The following is a 22,329-nucleotide window of genomic DNA, read 5'->3' as shown; positions in this document are numbered from 1 at the left end:
TAAAATAGGCTGATATGTGGATCCTTCAGTCTGATATTCTAAAACATCTCCATGCTTTAATTTAATTTTGTCCCATGAATTAACTTTGGTATTGTTCAACCATACCTGTAAACAATTTAGTTTTACCGGCTGACCATTTACCATAACCTCTATATAAACCATTGCTTCCTTAGGCAAAACAGTAGACAAATAAACCGGGGCTTGACTGAATTCTAAAGCATCCCCTGGGTTTACCATTTCATAAAGGGTTATTATTTCACCATTTTTTCGAACCTCAATGAATTCCCCAAGATTCATCTGTTGACCATTTAACTTTATGAACTTATTTAATAATCCCGCCTGTTGTAAAACCTCTCCTACCTGATAGGAATGCTCTATTTCAATTTTGCTGCCATCTCTAACAAAATCATCAGCAGCTAAATATTGTTCCCCCACTTTGATACGCGGCAGCAGTTTTATTTCTTCTCCATTAAGCCAATATGTAATCAACTGCTCCTTTAATAATTCTGCACATGTAATTTGGGCATCAACACCTTTTTTCCCCGGAATAAAGGTTAGTCTGGCTTCATGAAATACAGGATCACCGAAATCAGCTGCCTCGCCATTAAGTAAAACTTGACCAGGCTCACCTTCCCCACCAGGCACAGTAAATAATTCACCATTTAATTCATAAGTTATAGCCATTCCTGGACGAGCATATAATTCACGTAAATTATAGCCGCCAGCTAAAAGGGCACCAGCTACATTATTCTGGGCTAAATTCAACATACGTACTGGAGTATCATTTATATAAACAGTAATAAAACTCATGGTAGAGTTAGTTAAAGCCGTGTAAGCGATCGCCATCGCCGTAATAAAATGGGGGCCATTAAACTCCTCTGGTAAATTATTAATACCCTGCACCTTGGCGGCCTGCTGTACAGCTACTCTTTCTTCGGATAGACTTATCGCCGCGGCTATTTGTGATTGCAATCCAGTAGTTAAACTTCCTCCACCTACCAATAATAAAGCCTGTGGGGATTTACCATTTAACTCCAAAATCTTTTCGGCGATAGCCCCAGCTACTTTTTCCAAAACAGGCCGCAAACCATTTTTAATTTCATCAGCATAAAGAATTCGTTCTTGGCCCAAAATATCTACAGTTTTAATTTCTGAAGGCCACAACAACTGCTTTTTTACATCCTCAGCTCGATGAAAATCCAATAAAAAGCTGCCTGAGATAGCCTCACTAATTTCATCCCCGGCCAAAGGCACCATGCCAAAAGCCGAAATGAAATTTTCACCACAAACCGCTATATCAGATGTGCCAGCCCCAATATCAACTAAAACCAGATTTAAACGGTGCATAGCCGGATTAAGCACCAAATTAGCTACGGCAATTGGTTCTAATGTTAAAGAAACAATCTCTAAGCCAGCTTTTTCCACAACATTTTGTAATGAATCTACCACCATCCGCGGTAAAAAAGTGGCAATTATTTCTATACGTGCTTTTTCCCCCTTCTGACCCACTAAAGAACCAATAGGTACATCATCCAAATATTCCTGAACAATACTATAACCTACACAATAATATTGCAAAGATAAGGGCAAATCCGCATTAGTTGGTAAGGAGGCTTGTGCCTCCTCCACTGCTTCCAATTCTAAAGCTAAAACTTCTTCTTTTGTAAAAACACTACTTATTGGGTGAACCATTTCCGTACTTCCCTTTACTGTCTCCAATGTTCTGCCAGCTGCTGCCACGGCAACTTGTTTAATTTCCCTACCTACAAGCTGTTCCATTTGTCGAACAAGTTTTTCAACAATATTTACTACTTCTTCCACATGATGAATTTGTCCATCAAACATAGCTCTGGTTTGATGTTCTTTAGTTAAAATGTGTTCAACATACATTGCTCCCTCCCGAAAAGAAGCCCAAAGGGCTACTACCGTACGAGTACCTATATCCAAAACAAAAATACTTTCAGACATAAAAATCCTCCTTTTGTTCTTTATAATGAACGCCTGTAGAAAAAGGGACTAATAGATTCAAAACCAATTTTCCGTGCTTGTATAATTTGTTCAGTACAACCAACAAATAAAATACCACCTGGTCGTAAAGCTTTATAAAATTTCAAATAGAGTTCATCTTTAATTTCCTCTTTAAAATAAATTACCACATTACGACAAACAATTAAATCCATTTGTTTAGGAAATTCATCTTTTAAAAGATCATGTTTTTCAAATAACACAGACCTTTTTAGTTCAGGTTTTACAAAATATTCTCCATCCTTAAAAACAAGAAACTGTTTTAAAAAAATTTCGGGAATGGTTTGTACACTATTAGGAGGATAAACACCCTGTTTAGCCTTTTCAAGGACTACCTGATCACAATCTGTTGCCCATAATACATATTTTTGCCAGGGGAAAACTCCCATTAAACTCATGGCCAAACTATAAGGTTCCTCACCAGAGGCACAGCCAGCACTCCAAATATAAAGTCTTTTATCTGGGGATAACAATAAAGGCATCATCTTTTTTCTTAGAATTTCCCATTGCACAGGATTACGAAAAAATTCGGAAACATTAATTGTAATCCGATCCAAAAAACTATGGTAAATATCTTCATCTCGGAGCAAAATTTTAATCAGTTTTTCATAACTATTTTCCAATTCCAAATACTTCATTAATGAGCTTATTCTTCTTTCCATTTGTTTTCTTTTATAACCTGACAAATCTAGCCCGAGCTTATTTTTCAAATCATTTAAAAATCTTTCATAAGCATCCATTACCCAGCACACCAATCTTTTACTATTTTTTGATAATATATTTACATTCTACTAATTTCCACAAAACTCCTGCTTAGGTTCTTTTTTTAACCAAAACTGCGAGTAGAATACTCACCTCATATAAAACCAACATTGGTAAAGCCAATAATATTTGTGAAAAAACATCCGGTGGTGTTAAAAAAGCCGCTAAAATAAAAATTAAAAGGATAACATAACGCCGTTTTTTTCGTAAAATTTGTGGTGTTAAAATACCAGCTTTAGTTAACAAATATACAACTAACGGAATTTCAAAAACCAAACCAAAAGGTACTAAAAAACCTAATAAAAAGCTCAAATATTTAGAAGCGGAAAGAAATGGAATTAAACCGGCACCAAATTCTATTAACAAAAAACGCAGCCCCAATTCCAAAACTACTTGATAAGCAAAAATTATACCTAAAACAAATAAACAAAGGCCGGAAACAAAAAGAAAACCCCCAATTTTTCTTTCGTTTTCATATAAAGCAGGTAATACAAAAGCTATTATTTGCCAAAGAATAATTGGGGAGGAAATTAATAAACCACCCAAAAGAGCTATTTTTAATTGTAATAAAAATCCTTCCGTAACCGATAAGGCAACCAATTCTAAACCTAATTTTCTTAAGGGGTTATTTACCAAATTAAATAACAAATCCTGCAAAAATGTAAAAGAAAACAACATCCCCAAAAAAAGAGCCACCAAAGAAATAATTAATCTCCTTCGCAGCTCAGTTAAATGCTCTAGTAATGATAATTTTTTGGTCTCCATCTGTTCTCACCCATTTTTCTCGGGGGATTCACTTTCAGGTTCATCTTCTAATTCCTCAGCTAATTCATCTTTAGCTTTTTTAAATTCCCGCCAAGCTTTACCCATAGATCTACCCACTTCAGGTAATTTACCAGGACCGAAAAGAATTAACACCAATACCAAAATTAAGATTAATTCTGTGGTACCTATAGAAAACATGGGACACTCCCCCCAAAAACCAAAATATCTAAATGCTGTATTTTCATCTTACAGGCTGATTATATCACAGCAAAATAGCAAAAGCAAAAAATCACTATCACAAATGATTAAAACGTCTCCCTTATTTTTAATACAAAGAAGACGTTTTAATCATTTGTTCGGTGTAAAATAAATACCCCTCCCTATAAATTTACAGCTAGTTTGTTGGCAGATATCAGACCGCGTTTTACCTCATTTGCTTGCATATCTTCCGCACCAAACTTTTCAACCAAAAATCGACAGGCATCCCAAGGATTAACCTTTTCTCCACAAGTAAAAACATCAACAGCCGCATAACCTAATTCTGGCCAAGTGTGTATAGCCAAATGTGATTCGGAAATTACCACTACTCCACTTACACCATGGGGACTGAATTTATGAAAAACATATTCTCTTACCTCAGCCCCGGCCTCTAGTGCCGCATTCACCATGGTTTTCTCAACTTTTTTAAGATCATTGAGAACTTCAAATGAACAGCCAAAAAATTCAGCTAACACATGACGGCCCAATGCTCCCATTTACCATGCCCCCTTTATTTTCTTTCAATAAAAAAATGGTCGGAGCGACTGGATTTGAACCAGCGGCCTCCACCACCCCAAGATGGCGCTCTAACCAAACTGAGCTACGCCCCGAAACCACATTTTAATTATATAAGTCACTTAGTAAACTGTCAATCTTTCCAGCAATATTTCATGCCCTCCAATGAAATTGTTAATAAATAAGTTTGAGCTTTTACTCCCTGCTGCCGCCAAGTATTTTCCAAAATAAAGCTAATTTGGTCTGTATTTTGTTCACAAAAAACAAGTATAGAAGGTCCAGCACCACTTAAACAACACCCTAAGGCCCCACTAGCATTAATTTCGGTAATTACCTCTTCCCAGCCGGGAATTAAAGGAGCACGATAGGGCTGGTGTAAACGATCTTGCATAGCTATCGGCAGCATTTGATACTCCCCGGTAATTAAAGCGGTCATTAACAAACCAAATCTGCCAGTATTAAAGATAGCATCTGTATAAGCTACCTGTTTTGGAAGAACATTCCTGGCAGCAGCTGTAGATAATCTGAAATCAGGTACACCGACTATAATTTTTAGAGGTTTAGGAGGTATAATCTTTAGATATTTAATGCCCTGAGGAGTTGCTACTGCGGGAACCAAACCACCTATTACCGCTGGGGCTACATTATCAAGATGACCTTCAATTTCACTAGCTAAATTAATTATTTCGCTAGTAGATAAATTAAGTTCACCCCAAATGCTAGCAGCAGCAACTCCAGCAACCGTAAGAGTAGCACTACTCCCTAAACCTCTAGCTCTAGGTATTTTTGTTTTTACCGCTATTTTTAATGCCGGTATTTTTTTACCATATCTATGTTGTACGAGATCTAAGCCTTGATGAACCAAACTACCAGATCGTAATAGTGTTGTTTTCGGTGGAGGGGCAACTTCGGATTCAAAAAAATAAAACTCATTATTTAAATCCAAGGCCAAACCCACACAATCAAAACCAGGACCCAAATTAGCACTGGTGGCCGGTACACTTATCTGTAACATTAAATTACTCCTCCGGATTCCTCGACTCGGATTAAACTAACAATTTTTTTAGTAGTTGGCAGCTGTTCAATTTTGTTTAATGAAGCCTGCATAGCCTTTTCCTTAACCAAATGAGTAATTACCACTAATTCAGCTTCATCTGGAAAACAACCTTGCTGTACCACTGAAGCTAAACTTACTCCCTCTTGACCAAAAATACCGGCGATTCCTGCTAAAACCCCCGGCTGGTCAACAACCCTTAAGCGTAAAAAATAACTAGTTTTAACCTCATCCATAGGTCTAATTTTTTTCTCAGCATAACAAGTACAAGTAGAATAATCCTGACAATTAGCTGTAATTTTTTTAATCGCGGTTATTAAGTCACCAACCACTGAACTAGCAGTGGGTAATTGTCCGGCTCCTGGACCATAAAACATAGTTTCACCAACCGCATCACCGCGAACAAAAACAGCATTAAAAGAATCATTAACATTAGCCAAAGGATGATTTAAAGGGAGTAAAGCTGGATGAACTCTTACTTCTATTTCATCATTTTCGGCAGTGGCAATACCTAATAATTTAATGGTATAGCCCAATTTTTGAGCATAAGCAAGATCCTGGGCGGTAATTTGAGAAATCCCCTCTACATAAACATCAGAAAGGCATACACGAGTATGAAAAGCCAAAGAAGCCAAAATAGCAATTTTTCGAGCAGCATCAAAACCCTCTATATCAGCAGTAGGATCCGCCTCAGCATAACCTAATTCCTGTGCTTCCTTTAAAGCCACCGCAAAATCCATTCCCACTTGTGACATTTTAGTTAAAATATAATTTGTTGTGCCATTGACAATCCCCATAACCTTTTCCAAATTATTGGCGGCTAAACTTTGCCTAAGGGGGTTAATTAAAGGGATGCCGCCACCGACACTGGCCTCAAAAAAAATATTACGTTTAGCTTTTTCACAAACAGATAAAATCTCTGCACCATATTCAGCCAAAAGGTCCTTATTAGCAGTAATAACATCTTTACCCTGTTTTAATGCTTCTAAAACATAAGTACGTGCTGGTTCAATACCGCCAATTAATTCAATGACAATCTTAATTGAGGGATCATTAATGATTTCCTGCCAATCAGTAGTAATTACTCCGGGGGGTAAATTTACTTCACGACTGCTTTCTTTATTTTTAACCAAAACCTTTTGTAATTTAATTTCCGCTTGACATTTTTTAGACCATAGGGCTGCATTTTTTTGTAAAACCTTAACTACACCCTGACCAACAGTTCCCAAACCTAGTAACGCAATCTTTATTTCCCGCATAGGACAACCCTCCTAGATATAGCAAACAACTACTATATTTGCTAGCCATTATATCACCTCCTTTTGGGAACATCAATGTTTCTTACTGTTCATAAAAAAAGCCGGTATAAACCGACTTTTAAATAATAATGCAAATAATACCTCCACTACCGTCATTTACTATTCTTCTAAGTGTTTCCTGTAATTTTTCTTGCACATTCTCCGGCACGGCTTGTAGTTTACTTTGAATACTATCTCTGACCAGATCATGTAGTGATTTACCGAAGATATCATATTTCCAAATTTGAGATGGATCCTCTTGGAATTTTTCCGTAATATAATCCGCCAAATCCGCACACTGTTTTTCTGTACCCATCAAAGGCGTAATTTCTGCGGCTATATCTGCACGGATAATATGTAGTGATGGGGCACTGGCCTTTAATCTAACTCCAAAAAGCCCCCCCTGTTTAATTAATTCTGGTTCTTCGAGATTCATTTCCGAAACAAGTGGATTAACCACACCATAACCAGTTTCCCGCACCCTTTCTAAGGCATCACCAACTTTATCATATTCCACCTTAACTTGGCTTAAATCTCTCAAAAAACGGAAAATATCATCATCACCACTTATCTCTAAACCGGTCACTTCTCCCAATGCCTCATAAAAAAGATGTTCTTTGGCTGACATTTGCAGAGAAGCCATACCAGTACCCATTTCCATATCTTCTAAAATTACTTCATTAATGAAATCAAATTCGGCTAAAGTTTCCATGGCCTGATCTATGTCACGCAGCCGTCTAACTTTACTTACAATTTCATAAACCGAACTTTCGAATTTTTTTCTTAACCAATGTTCTGCTGCCAATTCCTCAATCCATTTTGGTAAACTGACATTAACCTCAGTCACGGGAAATTCAAATAACGCCTCTTCTAAAATTTGCATTAATGTTTCTTCGGATAATTGAGCTAAATTTACCGGAATAACAGGAACTTCATATTCTGCCTCCAATTCTTGGGCTAATTCTATAGCAGCCACTTCATAAGGATTAAGCGAATTTAATAAAACAACAAAAGGTTTATGAGTAGTCTTTAAATCCTCAATTATTCTAGTCTCGGCTTCTAAATAATTTTCCCGGGGTAAATCAGTGATACTACCATCTGTTGTCACGACCACACCAATAGTTGAATGATCTGCAATAACCTTTTGGGTGCCCATTTCCGCTGCTTCCTGAAAAGGCATTGCTTCTTCAGACCAAGGAGTGTTAACCATTCGCGGACCTGTTTCATCTTCATAACCAATGGCCCCGGGAATAGTATAACCTACACAATCTACTAATCTGACCGCAATAGTAAGCCCTTCTTTGACTTCAATCTCAATAGCTTCATTAGGAATAAATTTAGGTTCAGTAGTCATGATCGTTTTTCCAGCACCACTCTGCGGTAATTCATCTACCGCCCTTTCCCGATCATAATCATTAGTTATCCTAGGAAGCACCAACAAATCCATAAATTTTTTAATAAAAGTGGATTTGCCTGCACGAACAGGACCAACAACCCCTAAATAAATGTCACCTCCTGTTCTTTCAGCAAGATCACGAAATATTTTTTCCACACAATCCCCTCCTTGAGAAATTTATCTATACTAAATTGCACCTGAAAATTACTACCCATCATCCCCCCTTAACGGCTCTTGTACAAATTTAAAGATTTTGAACAATACATATATATTGTCCTTAGTCATTATTTATTACTCAGAAGAAAAAAAATGTTTAATTTGTGTACTCAAACACAAATTAAACATTTTAAACATACCTTATTTTTTTATTTCTACTTCTTTTTTGTAGTTTTCCGTTTAGCCGGGAACATTAATCCTTCAGCTTCATCTTTACGATCTCGAAGCATCAAAGATTCACAAGCTTCTTTTACATTTTTATTTCTAAACAAAACAGCATATATTTCTTCACTGATGGGCATTGATACCTTATATTTTCTAGCCAATTGACAAGCTGCCCTCGTTGCAGACACACCCTCTACGGCCATATTTATTTGCTGTAAAACATGCTCTAAAGGAATTCCCTTGCCAATTTGAATTCCTGCCCTTCTATTTCTACTATATTCACTACCACAAGTAACTACCAAATCACCAATTCCAGTGAGACCTACAAAAGTTAAAGGACTAGCACCTGCAGCCACACCTAAACGAGCTATCTCAGTTAATCCCCTAGTAATTAAAGCTGCCTTAGCATTATCCCCATAACCAACCCCAGTGGCAATCCCTACCCCCAAAGCTATTACATTTTTTAAAGCCGCTCCATATTCTATACCAATCAAATCCGAATTCGTATAAACTCTAAATTCCGGGGACATAAATAAATCCTGAATTTCTTCAGCTATTTTCCGTTTTCTAGAGCCAACAACAATCGCTGTTGGAATCCCCCGGCCCACTTCTTCGGCATGACTCGGCCCGGAAATAATGGCTATTGAAGGATCAATACCCTCTAATTCCTCCTCCATAACTTCACTCATTCTTTTTAAAGTTTCTAGTTCAATTCCCTTAGCAGCATTAATAATAATGTTCTTTTTATTAATACTGTCTTTAATAATTTGACAAATTCCCCGCACCCTTCTTGAGGGTACAGCTAAAACTATATATTTTTTATCAGCTAAGGCTTCATCCAAATCTACTGTTACTTGTATTTTTTCAGGTAATAATACTCCGGGCAAATAAGGTACATTCTCCCTTAATTTATTAATTTGGGTTATTTTAGTTTCATTTCTACCCCATAAAGAAACTTGATGTCCTTTTCTAGCTAAAACCAAAGATAAGGCAGTTCCCCAACTACCTGCTCCCAATACGGCAATTTTTTTCATTTTTCTTCTCTCCTTTTCACCACCTGATTTTTACCTATTTTATTTTCTTTCCCTTGATAAAGACGAACAATATTTGCCCGATGATTATAAATTACAAACAGGGCACCAAAAGTACCAAATAAAAAAATAGGCACAGCTTTATTTAATAAATACATACATATTGGTACACTAATTGCCGCCAATAAAGATCCTAAAGAAACATAACGGCTAATAAATACAGTAATTAGAAAAATTAATAAGGCAATTAAAGTTACATCAGGGGCCAAAGTAATAATAACACCTAAACCGGTCGCAACCCCCTTTCCACCTTTAAATTTAAAATAAAGTGGATATGTATGTCCTAACATAGCCATAATCCCACCAATTACGGCATAGCCATAACTTGCCCCCCCGAGATAATAACCAAGGAGAACCCCCATACTTCCTTTTAAAGCATCACCTAATAAAACTAAAGCGGCTGGCCCCTTGCCAACTACCCTTAATACATTGGTAAAACCAATATTACCACTACCATAATCACGAATATCTATCTTTTTAATCAACTTAGAAACAATGATGCCAAAAGATATAGACCCAAGTAAATAGGCCGGAATAATGACTAAACAGGCCTTAAAAAACACCAATTTTCATTACTCCTCTCTTTTTCTAGCTGTCAAACGTAGGGCTACACCCTCAAAACCGAAATTTTCACGCAGCTTATTTTCTAAATAACGCCAATAAGAGAAATGCACTAATTGTGGATCATTAATAAAGAAAACAAAATGGGGTGGTTTAATTCCAACTTGAGCACAATAATAAATTTTTAAACGCCGTCCTTTATAGGTCGGTGGAGGTGTAAATAAAACCGCCTCACTAATAACCTCATTTAAAACACTAGTTTTAACTCGTTTATGTTGTTCTTTTTCTACAAAATTAACCATCTCCAAAATATTCATTACTCTTTGTTTAGTAAATGCCGAAACAAACAAAATAGGGGCATAAGTCATAAAACTTAAATCCCGACGAATCTTTTCTTGATATTCGGCCATGGTTTGCCTTTCCTTTTCTACCAAATCCCACTTATTTACTACGATTATAGCACCTTTACCTGCCTCATGTACATAACCAGCTATCCTTTGATCTTGTTCTGTAACACCTTCCAAGGCATCTAAAATAATCAAAACTACATCACAACGTTCAATAGATTTCAAAGCTCGATTCACACTAAACCTTTCCGTTTTCTGCACTATTTTACCTTTACGCCGCATTCCGGCCGTATCAATTAAGAGATAATCTTGCCCTTGTCTGTGAAATGGTGAATCAATAGCATCACGAGTTGTGCCTGGTAAAGAGCTAACAATAACTCTTTCTTCACCTAAGATTACATTCACTAAGGAGGATTTACCCACATTAGGTCTACCAACCACCGCTATTTTAATATAGTCAGGCTCTTCTTCCCAAGAAATTTCAGCAAATTCTTTAATTAATAAATCCAATAAATCACCAATATTTAAACCATGTTCAGCCGAAATTGGCAAAGGATCACCTAAACCTAAGCGATAAAACTCATAAAAATCTAGATTATCATGGAATGATTCAATTTTATTAACCACTAAAATAACTGGTTTTTTACTTTTCCTCAATAAATGAGCAATCAATTCATCTTCAAACATCAAGCCAGTACGTCCATCCACAACAAACAATAAGACATCGGCCTCTTGTAGGGCTATTTCCGCCTGACGTTTTACCTGATGACTGATTGATTCTTCTTTACCACCAAAATCCAGTCCACCTGTATCAATAAGTGTAAACCGTTTACCCTGCCATTCCGCATCACGATACAACCTATCTCTAGTTACCCCAGGGGTATCCTCCACAATAGCTGTACGCCCTCCGGTTAACCGGTTAAACAAGGTTGATTTGCCAACATTAGGTCGACCCAAAATGGCGACAATCGGTTTTGACAATATTATCCCCTCCTTCCCGGTTAAAAAAGCAATCTACATAATTTAATTATCCAATATCTGCGATTTTTCGTCAACCACTCTCATTCATCAGATCCTTTATCACCTTCTCTAAGCTTACCAAAACCAAATTCCCGATCCAATTGAGAAAGCTTATGCCAAGCACCTTGCCAACTTCCTGTGCTTAAAAAGAGGAATAAGGCTCCGCCAATAACAACTAAAAGAATCAAACCTATTAAGGATTTAACAATCGCCTTTCCCTCCAACCCTTTTTTTACACCTGGTGCTTCCCCTGGACCAGCAATACTACCTACTACCCGTGATACACCCTCAGCAAATTCCCCTACACCCCGCTGTGCTGCAATACGACTATTAGTATATGTACCAACCTCAATCAAAATGGTTCGCGGACCCAAATCCTGATTATAATTACCTTTGGCCATAAATATACCTTTAATCAAACCAGGTGAAACTTTATCAAAATAGGCCTTAATATTTTTAGCAAAAGCTAAATTAGCTTCCATATGAGGGTTTTGTCTGCCGACAACTAAACGTACTTTGGTACCTGGTTTTCCAGATACTTCGGTTTTATAAAAATCAGGATCAGGTACACCATCACGATGTACATCTACTAAAGCAATTGGATTGTTTTTTAAAAGCTGAACAGCAGTTTTGCGTGAACGATGATAAGCATTAGCATCATGGGGATCATGTTTATTAAAACTAATTTCAGTTTCAATTCCTAGATCCTTTAAAAAATTAGCAAAAACATTACCCACTTTTAAAATACCACCATTACCCGGAATACTAGCAGCCCCGTCTGTAGGTACATAGGATTCATCTGTATGAGTCATATAAATACCTACTTTGCCTTTATTTTTGGCTAATACCTCTACAGTAGTATCCCCTGCCCATACTAATTCGGCTTCACCCATCAATTTTCCTGTTGCCACCCTTTTTTTACTATCTGTTTTCACAATTTTATAATGACGATTATCTTCAGTAATAATTTCATCATCTAGATAAACATAACGTCCCATCCGATCTATTTCCTTATTATCCTCATCAACAATGGTATAAAAAGTACCATATGCCAGTTCTTTTTCCCATCCGGCACGCAAATTAAAAAGTCCCACGGTTTGAGAAAGAACCAATTTATCCCCAAACAAAAATAAACCAGCAGTAATTAATAAAAACAGTGCAGTCAAAACAAAAAAATATTTCAAAAAAGAACGCATAGGTTATTCCTCCCCCCCTTGATCACTTTTCAAATGTCGTAATAAATCAGGGTCGCGCCCTTCACTTACCGGTCCTCCCTGAAGGCGTTCTCTAGATTCACCAATTAATTCAGCTAATAAAATAGCAATTAAACCAGCTAGAACAATAGAATCAAACATACCACCACCACCCAAATGTACATTACCAGCAATCCCCTGTCCCCACAGCCAAAAGAAATGAATGATATCCTGACTTAAAACCCCTAGTGTAGCTGCAATAAAGGCAGCCCGCCGAGAACGACCCAATAAATAAGCTGTCAAGCCCCCTACAATTGGATAAATATATAAAGGATCAATCATAGTAAAACGATCACTAGGATCACCCTGCATAATAATACTACCCAGGAAAAAAACAACTGCAGCGGTAATCAATGTGGCTACCAAAGCTCGCACCCATTCTTTTCTAGTACCTGCTTTCAGTAATAAATAAATGGCTAAAGCAATGGGTACCAAAGCCCCCCCTATATTTAGAGTAATTTTAATTAAACCTTTACTTATTGGTATATCCACAAAACTACCAATTAAAAGAGCACCTAAAACTAAAAGTGCTCCTTTATCAGTGAGCCGCAGGCGATCTAACAAACGATGAGCTAATCCCAAATAAACAACTATCATTAAAACTAACAAAACAAGCACACCCAGCGGGAATCTAGCCAACTCACTACCCCTTTCTCAATAAACCTTTATAGCATAAATTTCCCAAAACAAAAGTAAAATATACACAATCTCAAAAGGTACATAAAAAAAAAGATCCCGTTTTTTGCGAGACCTTTAGTCACCCGTAGATCCAAAACCACCACCGCGATCAGAACCTATTTCCCCAACATCTGCTACCTGCAGACATTCTACTTGGGGCAAGGCCTGTAAAACCAACTGTGCAATTCGCTCCCCCTGCTTAATTCGGTATTCTTTTTCTAAAGAAAGATTATGAAGTATTATACCTACTTCCTCACGATATCCAGCATCAATCGTCCCCGGACTATTGGCAATTCTCAATAATGTTTTCCAAGAAAGTCCGCTCCTTGGTCTAATCTGCAATTCATAACCCTCAGGTATGGCTACTTTCCAGCCAGTTCTAACAATTACTGTTTCTCCAGGAGCAATCTGCACATCTTCTACCGCAAAAACATCCATACCAGCATCCCCGGGATGTGCATAACGCGGTATTTGGGCCTGTGGATGACATAACTCAAAATAAACTTTTACTTTTTCCATATAAACTTACCCCTTTCTGTTACGATAAACACGGTAAATAAACAGCAAAACTGGTTCCCCAATTATGTTCACTTTTAATTTCAATGCGGCCATTATGTTCTTTAATAATTTGAAAACAAATACTTAACCCTAAACCTGTTCCTTTATCCTTAGTAGTAAAAAAAGGTGTACCAACCATCATTTTTTCTTCGGGTGTCATTGCCCTCCCATTATTGAAAATTATCAAGGACATCTCATCTGCTTGAGCATGATAATGGGTAGAAATTTTAATCCAAGGATTTTTTTGATCAACAACTGCTTCCATAGCATTTTTTACTATATTCAAAATAACCTGCCGCAATTGATTGACATCAGCAATAATCAGTTTATCTAAACCAGTAAAAGTAAAATCAACATTAATATCTCGTAAAAAGGAATTAGTCTCGATAATTAATTTCATTGATTTAATAATTTCTACCAAAGAAACTTGTTTTAAATTAGGGGGAGATGGTTTAGCATATGTTAAAAAATCATTGATAAAATCATCAATGGTATTAATTTCGCGATCGATCAACACTGCATATTCGCGAATCTTTTCATCATGTCCCATATATTTAATCAATTGACTAAAACCCTTAATTACTGTTAATGGATTCCTAATTTCATGGACGATTCCGGCTGCCATTTGACCCAAAGCCACTAATTTCTCCTTTTGCTGCATTCGCAGACCTTCTTTTTTGAAGCGTGTAACATCAGTTGCTAAAATAAGGGCCCCTATTTTTTCATTAGCAGAATTAGTTAAATAATCTATGTGATAAAAAAGATCCTTTCTTTCACCCCGAGCTGTCGTAATTGTCACTTCATATAATTCACGGGCCTGCTCCATCTCTTTATATTTTAAACCATCTGGATTGTTTTGTAAGCAAAAGCGAGCAACTATTTCATTTATATGTTTACCGCTAATTTCTTTCTCTTGTACTCCCAAAACAGCTAAGCACTTTTGATTACACATCACGACTTTATTTTTATCATCCAAAAAAATAACCATTTTATTAATTATATTTAAAACCATCCTGATTTGCGTTTTTAATATTGCTAATTCTTGATTTTCTGTTATTTCTTCAAATAAAATTAAATGATTATGTGGTAAATGATAATAATCTGCCTTTAATTTATAAATCTGCTCCCCTTCATTTTTAAAAGATAAATAAACATCTTTTAAAACCTTTTTTTGCTCGGGAAAATCTGTTTTGAATTTTCGTACCAAGGAATCATAAGAAAAATTATCTGATGACTGTTTTTGTCGTGATAAAAACCCCACTGCCTTTTTATTGGCAAAAAAAAGTTTTAAATTTTGATTATAAATTAAAACACCCAAAGGTAATTCATCAAAAACATGAATTGCCACTTCCCGCATTTTATCATATTTTTGATATGGATAAACAACCGTCGAACCAAAAATCCCCTTTAGGAAAAAAAGATAAGCCAAAACTTTTAATAGCTGTGCATTCCAATCATAAAAAATAAAAACAGCTCTGCACATAAAATAAAACTCACTTAAAATAATGACCAAAACCGCACTCATTAAATAATAATAAGCAGGACCTTTTTGACAGATTAAAACTCCTCTGAAACTAAAAAAAATAAAGGTAAATAAACAAATCAATAAAATATTAACACTAATTTGTCCCTTATTAATTCCACCAACCCTAATAACAACAGGCAAATAGTTTTGCACCTGATAAAAACCAATCACCAGAGCAGTCGTTAAACTGATGGTGATAAATAATCCCCCATATTTATTTAATTCACCCTGCCAATTTTTATAAATAATTAACAATACCAGAGCTAAAAGCAACTTGCCGGTAACTGAATACCAGCATGCCAAATTAAGCTGCGTAAATAGTGCTTTTTCCGAATAAAAAACCAACTGAAACATACTAAGACTACCCAAAACAAAAAAACAAAAGCCCAATAAGCGATTAGTTAAACTACTTTGTTCATAAGTATACCAAATTAACAAAAAAATTGAGTAGGCAATAATGATACACAGTGCCTCTAAACCCATACGAAAAAAGTGATTATAATTTACCCACTGTGAGATTGTTAATATTTTAGCTACAAAAAAGGCACCTAATAAAAACAAACACAATTCCTTAAATACTTGTAAATTAATCGAATCATCTTGTTTATTAAGTGCTAACATACCCGCCCCCCTATTTTAAAAAACTCTTAAGGTAAATATTCCCTTTTACCCCTATAGCCTATTTCTCGTTCCTGTATTAAAATCCTGCTTTCTGAATAATTTTTCAAAAAAAAATCCCCAAGGAACTTAGGGGAGAATCACAATATTGGTAACTACTGGCCGTAAAGAACCATCTGAGGGACGGTTAAGGACTTTACCACCGTAAACAAATGTACTTGAACCACCACCATCCAAATTATAGGCTTCCTTGACACCCAATTCAACTAATTTATCCAAAAGTCTTTCCAAAGTAACTCCACTACTCCAATCCGCCTGACGACCATCAACCACAATCATAATTAAATCACCATTAGCATATTCACCAATAATGGTACGCGGCTGATTAGTTTGTGCCCAATCAGCGGGAATAGTTTGTTTTACCCCTCCTTTAATTAAAACAGGAATAAAACTAACACCCTGCCAAGGATTTAGGGCCATTAACTGTTCCCTTTGAGTATAAACACCACCAATTACCCGACCTGACTTATTAATACCGGCAAAACAAAGATTACCCGGATAAGCATTAAAAGGAGTAATTAATTTACCATCAATAACCACATTGCCGATGTGAACAGCATAAGATTTTCCATCTCGCATTTCTGTATAAAAACCGCCACCATTAATTCCTAAAAGGGCTCCGGTCCTTTTTACGGCCTGTAGAGTTGTTTCTTGAGCTCCCAGCTTATCTTTAGCTAAAACAACTTTAAAAGCACGTGGATCAAATAATTTTACCTTAGCAATATAACCGCGATAACCTAATTCCTCTAATTTAAATACTTTAATTTCCGTTCGCGAAGAACGATGTGCCTTTACCGGCTGACCAAGCATAGTTAAAATACGTGTTTCATAAATTTCATCTGATTTTTCCTTTTGCTCAACTGCTAATTTAGTTAAATCACTCAAGGTTTTTTCATCAGTCTCATATTGGGTTTTTTGTTGAACAACCTGTGTTTTCACAGTACCTACCTCTTGGGCTAAAAGGCGAAAGCCTTCTTCCAAGGAATGAAGCGAAATATTAGTTTTTTCCACCGGCAAAACTAAATCCTGAGCATAACCTGTAAAACTTCCACAAGCTAACCAAACTCCAAGAAAAGGAGCCATTAATAATAAGGCTAATAAATTAGCTCTACGCATTAGGGTGCCTCCTTTAAAATCCGCAAACTTTTTTCCAGATTTTTTAATTGGGCATCTAATATTTCAATTTTTTTGCTTAATTCCGCCTGAATATTTCCCGTTGAAGAAAGTGTCTGATCTGTAGTGCTAATTTCACTTTTAAGAACCAATAATTCATTAGTCAAACTATCCAAACGCTCCTTAATCATTTGAATGTTTAATGCATTGGTTTGTTGAATATTATTGATCGTTCGATCAAAATAATTTTTGGTAAAATAAAAACCACCAGCAAATAAACCACCCCAAATGATCAAAAACAAAAGAATTAAGCCTGATTTATTGGTACGTTTTTTCTTACGCCGGGTTGTTTCTAGTGCCCTATTTTCCAAAGAAAGAGGTTCTTTATATTTCACCTAATTTCACCTCACAATTTAGTTCTTTTCTCCCTACAAACTCAAATCCCTGTTGCCAATTTCAGCCAGCCGTTTTAAAAAACTACGGCGATGTACATCAGATGGTCCATATTCCCGTAAAGCCGAAAAATGCTGTGTAGTTCCATAGCCTTTATTTTGCTTAAAGCCATATTGGGGATAAAAAGAATCTAAAAAATCCATAAGTGCATCCCGGGTGGTTTTAGCCAAAATAGAAGCCGCGGCAATTGCCGCACACTGTTGATCACCACGAATAATACTTTCCTGAGGTATAGAAGACTTAATTTCCAAAGCATCAATTAATAAATAATCAGGTGTTATCGATAAGGAATCTACCGCCTTGACCATTGCTTTTTGGGTAGCCGCCCTAATATTTAAACAATCAATTTCATAATGATTAACAACACCTACTGAATAAGCAACAGCTGCTTTTTTGATTAGACGGGCTAATCTCTCTCTTTGTTCCGCACTTAATTTTTTGGAATCATTTAAACCAGGTAAATTATAGTTAAGTGGTAAAATAACGCAAGCAGCGACAACCGGACCTGCCAAAGGGCCTCGCCCAGCTTCATCTAGGCCGGCAATAAAATTATAGCCTTTTTTATATAATACCATTTCCCAAATCTGCATTTCTCTTAAACGCTCTTTTTCCCGTTCCCACGAAACTAATTTCTTTTCTAGACGTCCAGCTAAATTTTGCACACCTTTACGCTTATCCTTAAAAAGGTTTTCTATTAGCCCCGACCACTCATCTATAGGCAACTGCTTCATTTTTTTTTCAATTTGTTTAATTGTAAGATTGGTAAACATCCATTGTCACCCGCCCTAACCGACCTTGTTCAAATTCACGCAATAAGAAAAGTGCCCCTTTTTCCAAATCAAAACCTCCACCAGTCTGTAAAAAACCACGTTTTTCACAAAGTGCAGTCAAAACTAAATTCGCAGTCTGAGTTTCCTGAATTTGATATATGGTTTTTAAACAACCTGCTTTATTTCCTTTTAACCATTCAATTAACCAAAAAGCCAAAGGCAGTGGATCATAAATTTCCTCTTTGATGGCACCAGTAACCGCTAACTTGTAACCTACCTCGGGATCATCAATTTTAGGCCATAAAATTCCCGGCAAATCCAAAAGTTCCAAATTATTATCTAAACGAATCCACTGTTTGCCTTTAGTCACTCCCGGCCTTTTACCGGTAGCCGCAACACGGCGGCCTTTTAAATTATTAATCAAAGTAGATTTACCCACATTGGGAATACCAATAATCATCAAACGTACAATTTTATTTTTTATACCCCTTTTTGTACGCCGCCTTAATTCTTCTTGAGCTTGTTTTCGCACTAAATTATAAAGCCTTTTCCGTTCTTTGCTTCTATTTTGTAAAGCATTAAAAGTTAAGACTGAATAATTTTGTCTTCGATAATGAGCTAACCAAGCTTCAGTAGCTTTTTCATCGGCCAAATCAGCCTTATTAAAAAGCAAAACAAGCGGTTTTTGTTTTAAAAGATCTGGCAAAATAGGATTACGGCTGCTAACCGGCAAACGGGCATCAATGAGTTCCAAAACTACATCTACCCATTTTAGATTTTCCCTAATTAATCTTTTGGTTTTAGCCATATGACCCGGATACCAATTGAGCACACCCTCACCCCTTACATAATTTAAAGCTTTTCTTTGAAAAATATCACTTTTCCCCAATTATGGAATAAAAGGGACTGTATTCTGCAGTCCCCCCTTAAAACTACTTTCTTTCTTTAATTCGTGAAGCTTTACCAGATAAATTACGTAAATAATAAAGTTTGGCACGGCGCACCCGACCTCTACGCAAAACTTCTATTTTTTCTACCCGCGGTGTATGAATCGGAAAACAACGTTCCACACCTACTCCATAGGAAACCCGACGCACAGTAAAGGTTTCGTTTAAACCACTGCCACTTCTTTTAATTACCGTACCATCAAAAAGTTGAATTCTTTCCCGATTTCCTTCCACTACTTTAACGTGAACCCGAACACGATCCCCAGGTCGAAAATCGGGAATATCATCACGTTTATATTCTGCTTCTACAGATTTTAACAAATCCATTTTTATTACCCCCTTTCCCTAAATCCTAATTATTAAATCATTCTTTTTTTGCTTGCAGCTGTGCTAAAAATTGTTTATCAGCATCAGAAAGTTTTTTCCCCTTTAGTAAATCAGGCCGCCTTTCCCAAGTACGGTGTAAAGCCGCTTCCCGCCTCCATTTTTTAATATCAGCATGATTACCAGAAAGTAAGACTTCAGGAACCTGCATACCTCGAAATACTCGCGGACGCGTATATTGGGGATATTCCAATAACCCCTCTCTAAAAGAATCAGCTTTTAAGGATTCCTCTTCACCCAAAACACCGGGAATCAAACGGCTAACAGCATCAATAATAACCATTGCTGGTATTTCACCACCAGTCAAAACATAATCACCAATAGAGATTTCGCTATCAACTAAAAAACGAATCCGTTCATCAAAGCCCTCATAATGACCACATAAGATAGCTAATTGTTCTTCTTGGGCCAATTCCAAAGCCAACTTTTGTGTAAACTTTTTACCTTGGGGAGACATTAATAAAATCTTTCCAGTAAAATCACGGGGATTACCCAAAACAGATTCTACCGCATGATAAATTGGCTCAGGCTTTAAGACCATACCAGGACCTCCCCCAAAAGGGCTGTCATCAACATTTTGATGTCGCGAAAAAGCATAATCCCGAAAATTAATTAAATCAAAATTCAATAATTGATTTTCTTGAGCCCTTTTTAAAATACTGGTATTCAGTATTCCCGCAAACATTTCCGGAAATAATGTAAAGACCGTTATTTTCATTTACTTTCCTCCCCAATGAGACCTGGTGGGATCTTAACTTCCATTCGCTTTTTTGTCAAATCAACTTTTAAAATTACTGTTTTCAAAGCTGGCAAATAAATTTCTTTATTATCTGGTGTTTGAACCACATAAACATCATTAGCTCCCGGTTGTAAAACCCTACAAACTTTTCCCCAATAATGTCCTCCTTCATAAACCTTTAAACCAATTAATTCAAATATATAAAAAGAATCCTTGGGGAGTTGTTTTAATTTTGAACGTGGTAGAGTTACATATTTACCCTTAAGTTTTTGGGCGGTATGCAGATCGGTGATACCTTCCAAATGTAAAAGCACCATTTGTCGATATAAACGGACTTTAATAATGGGATAACTATTTTCATCAATAAATACTGTTTTTAATTCTTTAAATCTAAGGGGATTATCAGTAAGTGGATAAATTTTTAATTCACCCAATCTGCCATGTGTATTAACTATTTGACCAATTTTAATATAATCCACCATGGTCAAACCCCCATAAATTTATTCCATAATTTCCACATTCACTTTTTTTTGTCCGCGAACTGCAGAGGCCCGCACCACCGTACGAATTGCTCTGGCAATACGTCCTTGTTTACCAATAACTTTACCCATATCCTCTGGAGCCACACACAACCTAATAATCAATTCATCATTTACTTCTTCGGAAGAAACCTCTACCGCCTCAGGTTGATCCACCAAAGCTTTGGCAATTACCTCAACTAACTCCTCCATTAAACTCACCCCACTATTCTTCATTAGCTTTAGCTAAAATACCAGTTTTCGCCAATAGCGATTTTACGGTTCGCGAAGGTTGTGCCCCGGTTTTTAACCAATATAAGGCTCTTTCTTCATCAATATTTATTACCGTAGGTTTTTTAGTCGGATCATAATAACCAATTTCCTCGATAAACCGACCATCACGGGGTGCTCGGGAATCAGCCACGACTAAACGGTAAAAAGGGGCTTTTTTGGCTCCCATTCTTTTTAACCTGATACGTGTCGCCATTAACTCTCACCTCCTTAAAAAATAATTAGTTGAAAAAAGGAAGTTTTGCCAAACCCTTTTTTCCACTAGAAAATTGTTTCATTAATTTTTTCATTTGGGCAAACTGTTTTAACAAACGATTTACTTCCTGGAGGGAAGTACCACTTCCCCGAGCAATTCTTTTACGGCGATTACCCTTAATTATTTCCGGTCTTTGCCGCTCCTCAGGTGTCATGGAACGAATAATTGCTTCCACATGCCCTATTTCCTTATCATCTATATGAAAACCAGGCATCCCTTTTAATTTACCCATTCCTGGTATTAAATCTAAAATCTGTTCCCAAGGACCCAAATTCCTCATTTGTTGAATTTGTTCTAAAAAATCCTCCAAAGTAAACTGATTTGCCATTAGTTTACGTTCAAAATCCTGGGCTTTCTGTAAATCAATTGTTTCTTGAGCCTTTTCAATTAAAGTTAAGACATCACCCATACCTAAAATACGCGACGCCATGCGTTCAGGATGAAAAGGTTCCAAAGCATCCATTTTTTCACCCATACCGACAAATTTAATCGGGGCACCGGTAACCGCTCTTACCGACAAAGCAGCCCCCCCTCTGGTGTCCCCATCTAATTTAGTTAAAATCACACCATCAATTGTTAATTTCTGATGGAAACTATCAGCTACATTTACCGCGTCCTGACCAGTCATGGCATCAACTACCAAAAGAATTTCTTGTGGTGTACAATGCTTTTTTAATTCTGCTAATTTATCC

Annotated in this window: 25 protein-coding genes and 1 tRNA gene; all 26 read right to left on the bottom strand. The window is 36.6% G+C overall.

Annotated features, from left to right (window positions below; all coding sequences use genetic code 11):
• Window positions 1-1,968, bottom strand: a 1,968-nt coding sequence (locus GX687_00785) for a hypothetical protein (GenBank protein ID HHX95991.1), incomplete at its 3' end; no start/stop codon positions are given.
• Between the two features lie 20 nt (window positions 1,969-1,988).
• Window positions 1,989-2,765: a protein-glutamate O-methyltransferase CheR gene (locus GX687_00780; protein HHX95990.1), complete on the bottom strand. Its 777-nt coding sequence runs from the start codon at window positions 2,763-2,765 to the stop codon at window positions 1,989-1,991.
• Between the two features lie 73 nt (window positions 2,766-2,838).
• A complete protein-coding gene (gene tatC / locus GX687_00775; GenBank protein HHX95989.1) occupies window positions 2,839-3,552 on the bottom strand; it encodes a twin-arginine translocase subunit TatC in 714 nt (237 codons plus the stop codon).
• 6 nt (window positions 3,553-3,558) lie between these two features.
• Entirely contained in the window at window positions 3,559-3,750 is a 192-nt protein-coding gene (gene tatA / locus GX687_00770; protein ID HHX95988.1) for a twin-arginine translocase TatA/TatE family subunit, read from the bottom strand.
• 182 nt (window positions 3,751-3,932) lie between these two features.
• Entirely contained in the window at window positions 3,933-4,307 is a 375-nt protein-coding gene (locus GX687_00765) for an S-adenosylmethionine decarboxylase proenzyme (GenBank protein ID HHX95987.1), read from the bottom strand.
• 36 nt (window positions 4,308-4,343) lie between these two features.
• Window positions 4,344-4,421, bottom strand: a tRNA-Pro gene (locus tag GX687_00760).
• Window positions 4,422-4,459: 38 nt separating this feature from the next.
• Window positions 4,460-5,341: a homoserine kinase gene (locus GX687_00755; GenBank protein HHX95986.1), complete on the bottom strand. Its 882-nt coding sequence runs from the start codon at window positions 5,339-5,341 to the stop codon at window positions 4,460-4,462.
• A complete protein-coding gene (locus GX687_00750; GenBank protein ID HHX95985.1) occupies window positions 5,341-6,639 on the bottom strand; it encodes a homoserine dehydrogenase in 1,299 nt (432 codons plus the stop codon). Before GX687_00750 ends, GX687_00755 begins: the two co-directional genes overlap by 1 nt.
• A 118-nt stretch (window positions 6,640-6,757) precedes the next feature.
• Window positions 6,758-8,230 (bottom strand): stage IV sporulation protein A, encoded by a 1,473-nt coding sequence (spoIVA, locus tag GX687_00745; GenBank protein ID HHX95984.1) that lies wholly within the window; start codon window positions 8,228-8,230, stop codon window positions 6,758-6,760.
• Between the two features lie 215 nt (window positions 8,231-8,445).
• Window positions 8,446-9,489: an NAD(P)H-dependent glycerol-3-phosphate dehydrogenase gene (locus tag GX687_00740; protein HHX95983.1), complete on the bottom strand. Its 1,044-nt coding sequence runs from the start codon at window positions 9,487-9,489 to the stop codon at window positions 8,446-8,448.
• Complete coding sequence (gene plsY / locus GX687_00735; GenBank protein ID HHX95982.1) at window positions 9,486-10,109, bottom strand: glycerol-3-phosphate 1-O-acyltransferase PlsY; 624 nt, start codon at window positions 10,107-10,109, stop codon at window positions 9,486-9,488. The genes GX687_00740 and plsY overlap by 4 nt, the downstream gene beginning before the upstream one ends.
• A gap of 9 nt (window positions 10,110-10,118) precedes the next feature.
• The gene (locus tag GX687_00730) at window positions 10,119-11,435 is read right to left on the bottom strand and encodes a ribosome biogenesis GTPase Der (protein HHX95981.1); all 1,317 of its coding nucleotides are present in this window, start codon (window positions 11,433-11,435) and stop codon (window positions 10,119-10,121) included.
• 80 nt (window positions 11,436-11,515) lie between these two features.
• Window positions 11,516-12,670 (bottom strand): stage II sporulation protein P, encoded by a 1,155-nt coding sequence (locus GX687_00725; protein ID HHX95980.1) that lies wholly within the window; start codon window positions 12,668-12,670, stop codon window positions 11,516-11,518.
• Window positions 12,671-12,673: 3 nt separating this feature from the next.
• Window positions 12,674-13,366: a DUF1614 domain-containing protein gene (locus tag GX687_00720; GenBank protein HHX95979.1), complete on the bottom strand. Its 693-nt coding sequence runs from the start codon at window positions 13,364-13,366 to the stop codon at window positions 12,674-12,676.
• Between the two features lie 114 nt (window positions 13,367-13,480).
• A complete protein-coding gene (gene dut / locus GX687_00715; protein ID HHX95978.1) occupies window positions 13,481-13,924 on the bottom strand; it encodes a dUTP diphosphatase in 444 nt (147 codons plus the stop codon).
• 19 nt (window positions 13,925-13,943) lie between these two features.
• A complete protein-coding gene (locus GX687_00710; protein HHX95977.1) occupies window positions 13,944-16,109 on the bottom strand; it encodes a GHKL domain-containing protein in 2,166 nt (721 codons plus the stop codon).
• 126 nt (window positions 16,110-16,235) lie between these two features.
• Window positions 16,236-17,282 carry a phosphodiester glycosidase family protein gene (locus GX687_00705; protein ID HHX95976.1) on the bottom strand — a complete coding sequence of 349 codons (1,047 nt, stop codon included), beginning with the start codon at window positions 17,280-17,282 and terminating at the stop codon, window positions 16,236-16,238.
• A complete protein-coding gene (locus tag GX687_00700) occupies window positions 17,282-17,674 on the bottom strand; it encodes a hypothetical protein (GenBank protein ID HHX95975.1) in 393 nt (130 codons plus the stop codon). Before GX687_00700 ends, GX687_00705 begins: the two co-directional genes overlap by 1 nt.
• A 33-nt stretch (window positions 17,675-17,707) precedes the next feature.
• On the bottom strand, window positions 17,708-18,502 hold the full coding sequence (locus GX687_00695) for a ribonuclease HII (protein ID HHX95974.1): 795 nt from the start codon (window positions 18,500-18,502) through the stop codon (window positions 17,708-17,710).
• A complete protein-coding gene (gene ylqF, locus GX687_00690) occupies window positions 18,480-19,391 on the bottom strand; it encodes a ribosome biogenesis GTPase YlqF (GenBank protein ID HHX95973.1) in 912 nt (303 codons plus the stop codon). The genes GX687_00695 and ylqF overlap by 23 nt, the downstream gene beginning before the upstream one ends.
• A gap of 43 nt (window positions 19,392-19,434) precedes the next feature.
• Window positions 19,435-19,776 carry a 50S ribosomal protein L19 gene (gene rplS, locus GX687_00685; protein HHX95972.1) on the bottom strand — a complete coding sequence of 114 codons (342 nt, stop codon included), beginning with the start codon at window positions 19,774-19,776 and terminating at the stop codon, window positions 19,435-19,437.
• Window positions 19,777-19,813: 37 nt separating this feature from the next.
• Complete coding sequence (gene trmD, locus GX687_00680; protein ID HHX95971.1) at window positions 19,814-20,551, bottom strand: tRNA (guanosine(37)-N1)-methyltransferase TrmD; 738 nt, start codon at window positions 20,549-20,551, stop codon at window positions 19,814-19,816.
• Window positions 20,548-21,054 (bottom strand): 16S rRNA processing protein RimM, encoded by a 507-nt coding sequence (gene rimM, locus GX687_00675; protein ID HHX95970.1) that lies wholly within the window; start codon window positions 21,052-21,054, stop codon window positions 20,548-20,550. The genes trmD and rimM overlap by 4 nt, the downstream gene beginning before the upstream one ends.
• An 18-nt stretch (window positions 21,055-21,072) precedes the next feature.
• On the bottom strand, window positions 21,073-21,303 hold the full coding sequence (locus GX687_00670; GenBank protein ID HHX95969.1) for a KH domain-containing protein: 231 nt from the start codon (window positions 21,301-21,303) through the stop codon (window positions 21,073-21,075).
• Window positions 21,304-21,316: 13 nt separating this feature from the next.
• Complete coding sequence (gene rpsP, locus GX687_00665) at window positions 21,317-21,577, bottom strand: 30S ribosomal protein S16 (protein HHX95968.1); 261 nt, start codon at window positions 21,575-21,577, stop codon at window positions 21,317-21,319.
• A gap of 25 nt (window positions 21,578-21,602) precedes the next feature.
• A partial coding sequence (gene ffh / locus GX687_00660) for a signal recognition particle protein (GenBank protein HHX95967.1) occupies window positions 21,603-22,329 on the bottom strand: 727 nt, incomplete at its 5' end.

The sequence above is a fragment of the Clostridia bacterium genome, from assembly GCA_012841935.1.
Classification (GTDB): Bacteria; Bacillota; Peptococcia; order DRI-13; family DTU073; genus DUTS01.
Note: the sequence above shows the minus strand (reverse complement) of the source record. Positions and strands in the feature narration are given on the sequence as shown.

Coding starts and splice junctions, on each gene's coding strand:
- GX687_00740 (HHX95983.1), bottom strand. CDS start 9,489: ATGAAAAAAATTGCCGTATTGGGAGCAGGTAGTTGGGGAACTGCCTTA.
- GX687_00695 (HHX95974.1), bottom strand. CDS start 18,502: ATGTTTACCAATCTTACAATTAAACAAATTGAAAAAAAAATGAAGCAG.
- dut (HHX95978.1), bottom strand. CDS start 13,924: ATGGAAAAAGTAAAAGTTTATTTTGAGTTATGTCATCCACAGGCCCAA.
- rimM (HHX95970.1), bottom strand. CDS start 21,054: ATGGTGGATTATATTAAAATTGGTCAAATAGTTAATACACATGGCAGA.
- GX687_00705 (HHX95976.1), bottom strand. CDS start 17,282: ATGCGTAGAGCTAATTTATTAGCCTTATTATTAATGGCTCCTTTTCTT.
- GX687_00765 (HHX95987.1), bottom strand. CDS start 4,307: ATGGGAGCATTGGGCCGTCATGTGTTAGCTGAATTTTTTGGCTGTTCA.
- tatA (HHX95988.1), bottom strand. CDS start 3,750: ATGTTTTCTATAGGTACCACAGAATTAATCTTAATTTTGGTATTGGTG.
- GX687_00755 (HHX95986.1), bottom strand. CDS start 5,341: ATGTTACAGATAAGTGTACCGGCCACCAGTGCTAATTTGGGTCCTGGT.
- trmD (HHX95971.1), bottom strand. CDS start 20,551: ATGAAAATAACGGTCTTTACATTATTTCCGGAAATGTTTGCGGGAATA.
- rpsP (HHX95968.1), bottom strand. CDS start 21,577: ATGGCGACACGTATCAGGTTAAAAAGAATGGGAGCCAAAAAAGCCCCT.
- tatC (HHX95989.1), bottom strand. CDS start 3,552: ATGGAGACCAAAAAATTATCATTACTAGAGCATTTAACTGAGCTGCGA.
- GX687_00670 (HHX95969.1), bottom strand. CDS start 21,303: ATGGAGGAGTTAGTTGAGGTAATTGCCAAAGCTTTGGTGGATCAACCT.
- GX687_00710 (HHX95977.1), bottom strand. CDS start 16,109: ATGTTAGCACTTAATAAACAAGATGATTCGATTAATTTACAAGTATTT.
- rplS (HHX95972.1), bottom strand. CDS start 19,776: ATGGATTTGTTAAAATCTGTAGAAGCAGAATATAAACGTGATGATATT.
- GX687_00750 (HHX95985.1), bottom strand. CDS start 6,639: ATGCGGGAAATAAAGATTGCGTTACTAGGTTTGGGAACTGTTGGTCAG.
- GX687_00725 (HHX95980.1), bottom strand. CDS start 12,670: ATGCGTTCTTTTTTGAAATATTTTTTTGTTTTGACTGCACTGTTTTTA.
- GX687_00780 (HHX95990.1), bottom strand. CDS start 2,765: ATGGATGCTTATGAAAGATTTTTAAATGATTTGAAAAATAAGCTCGGG.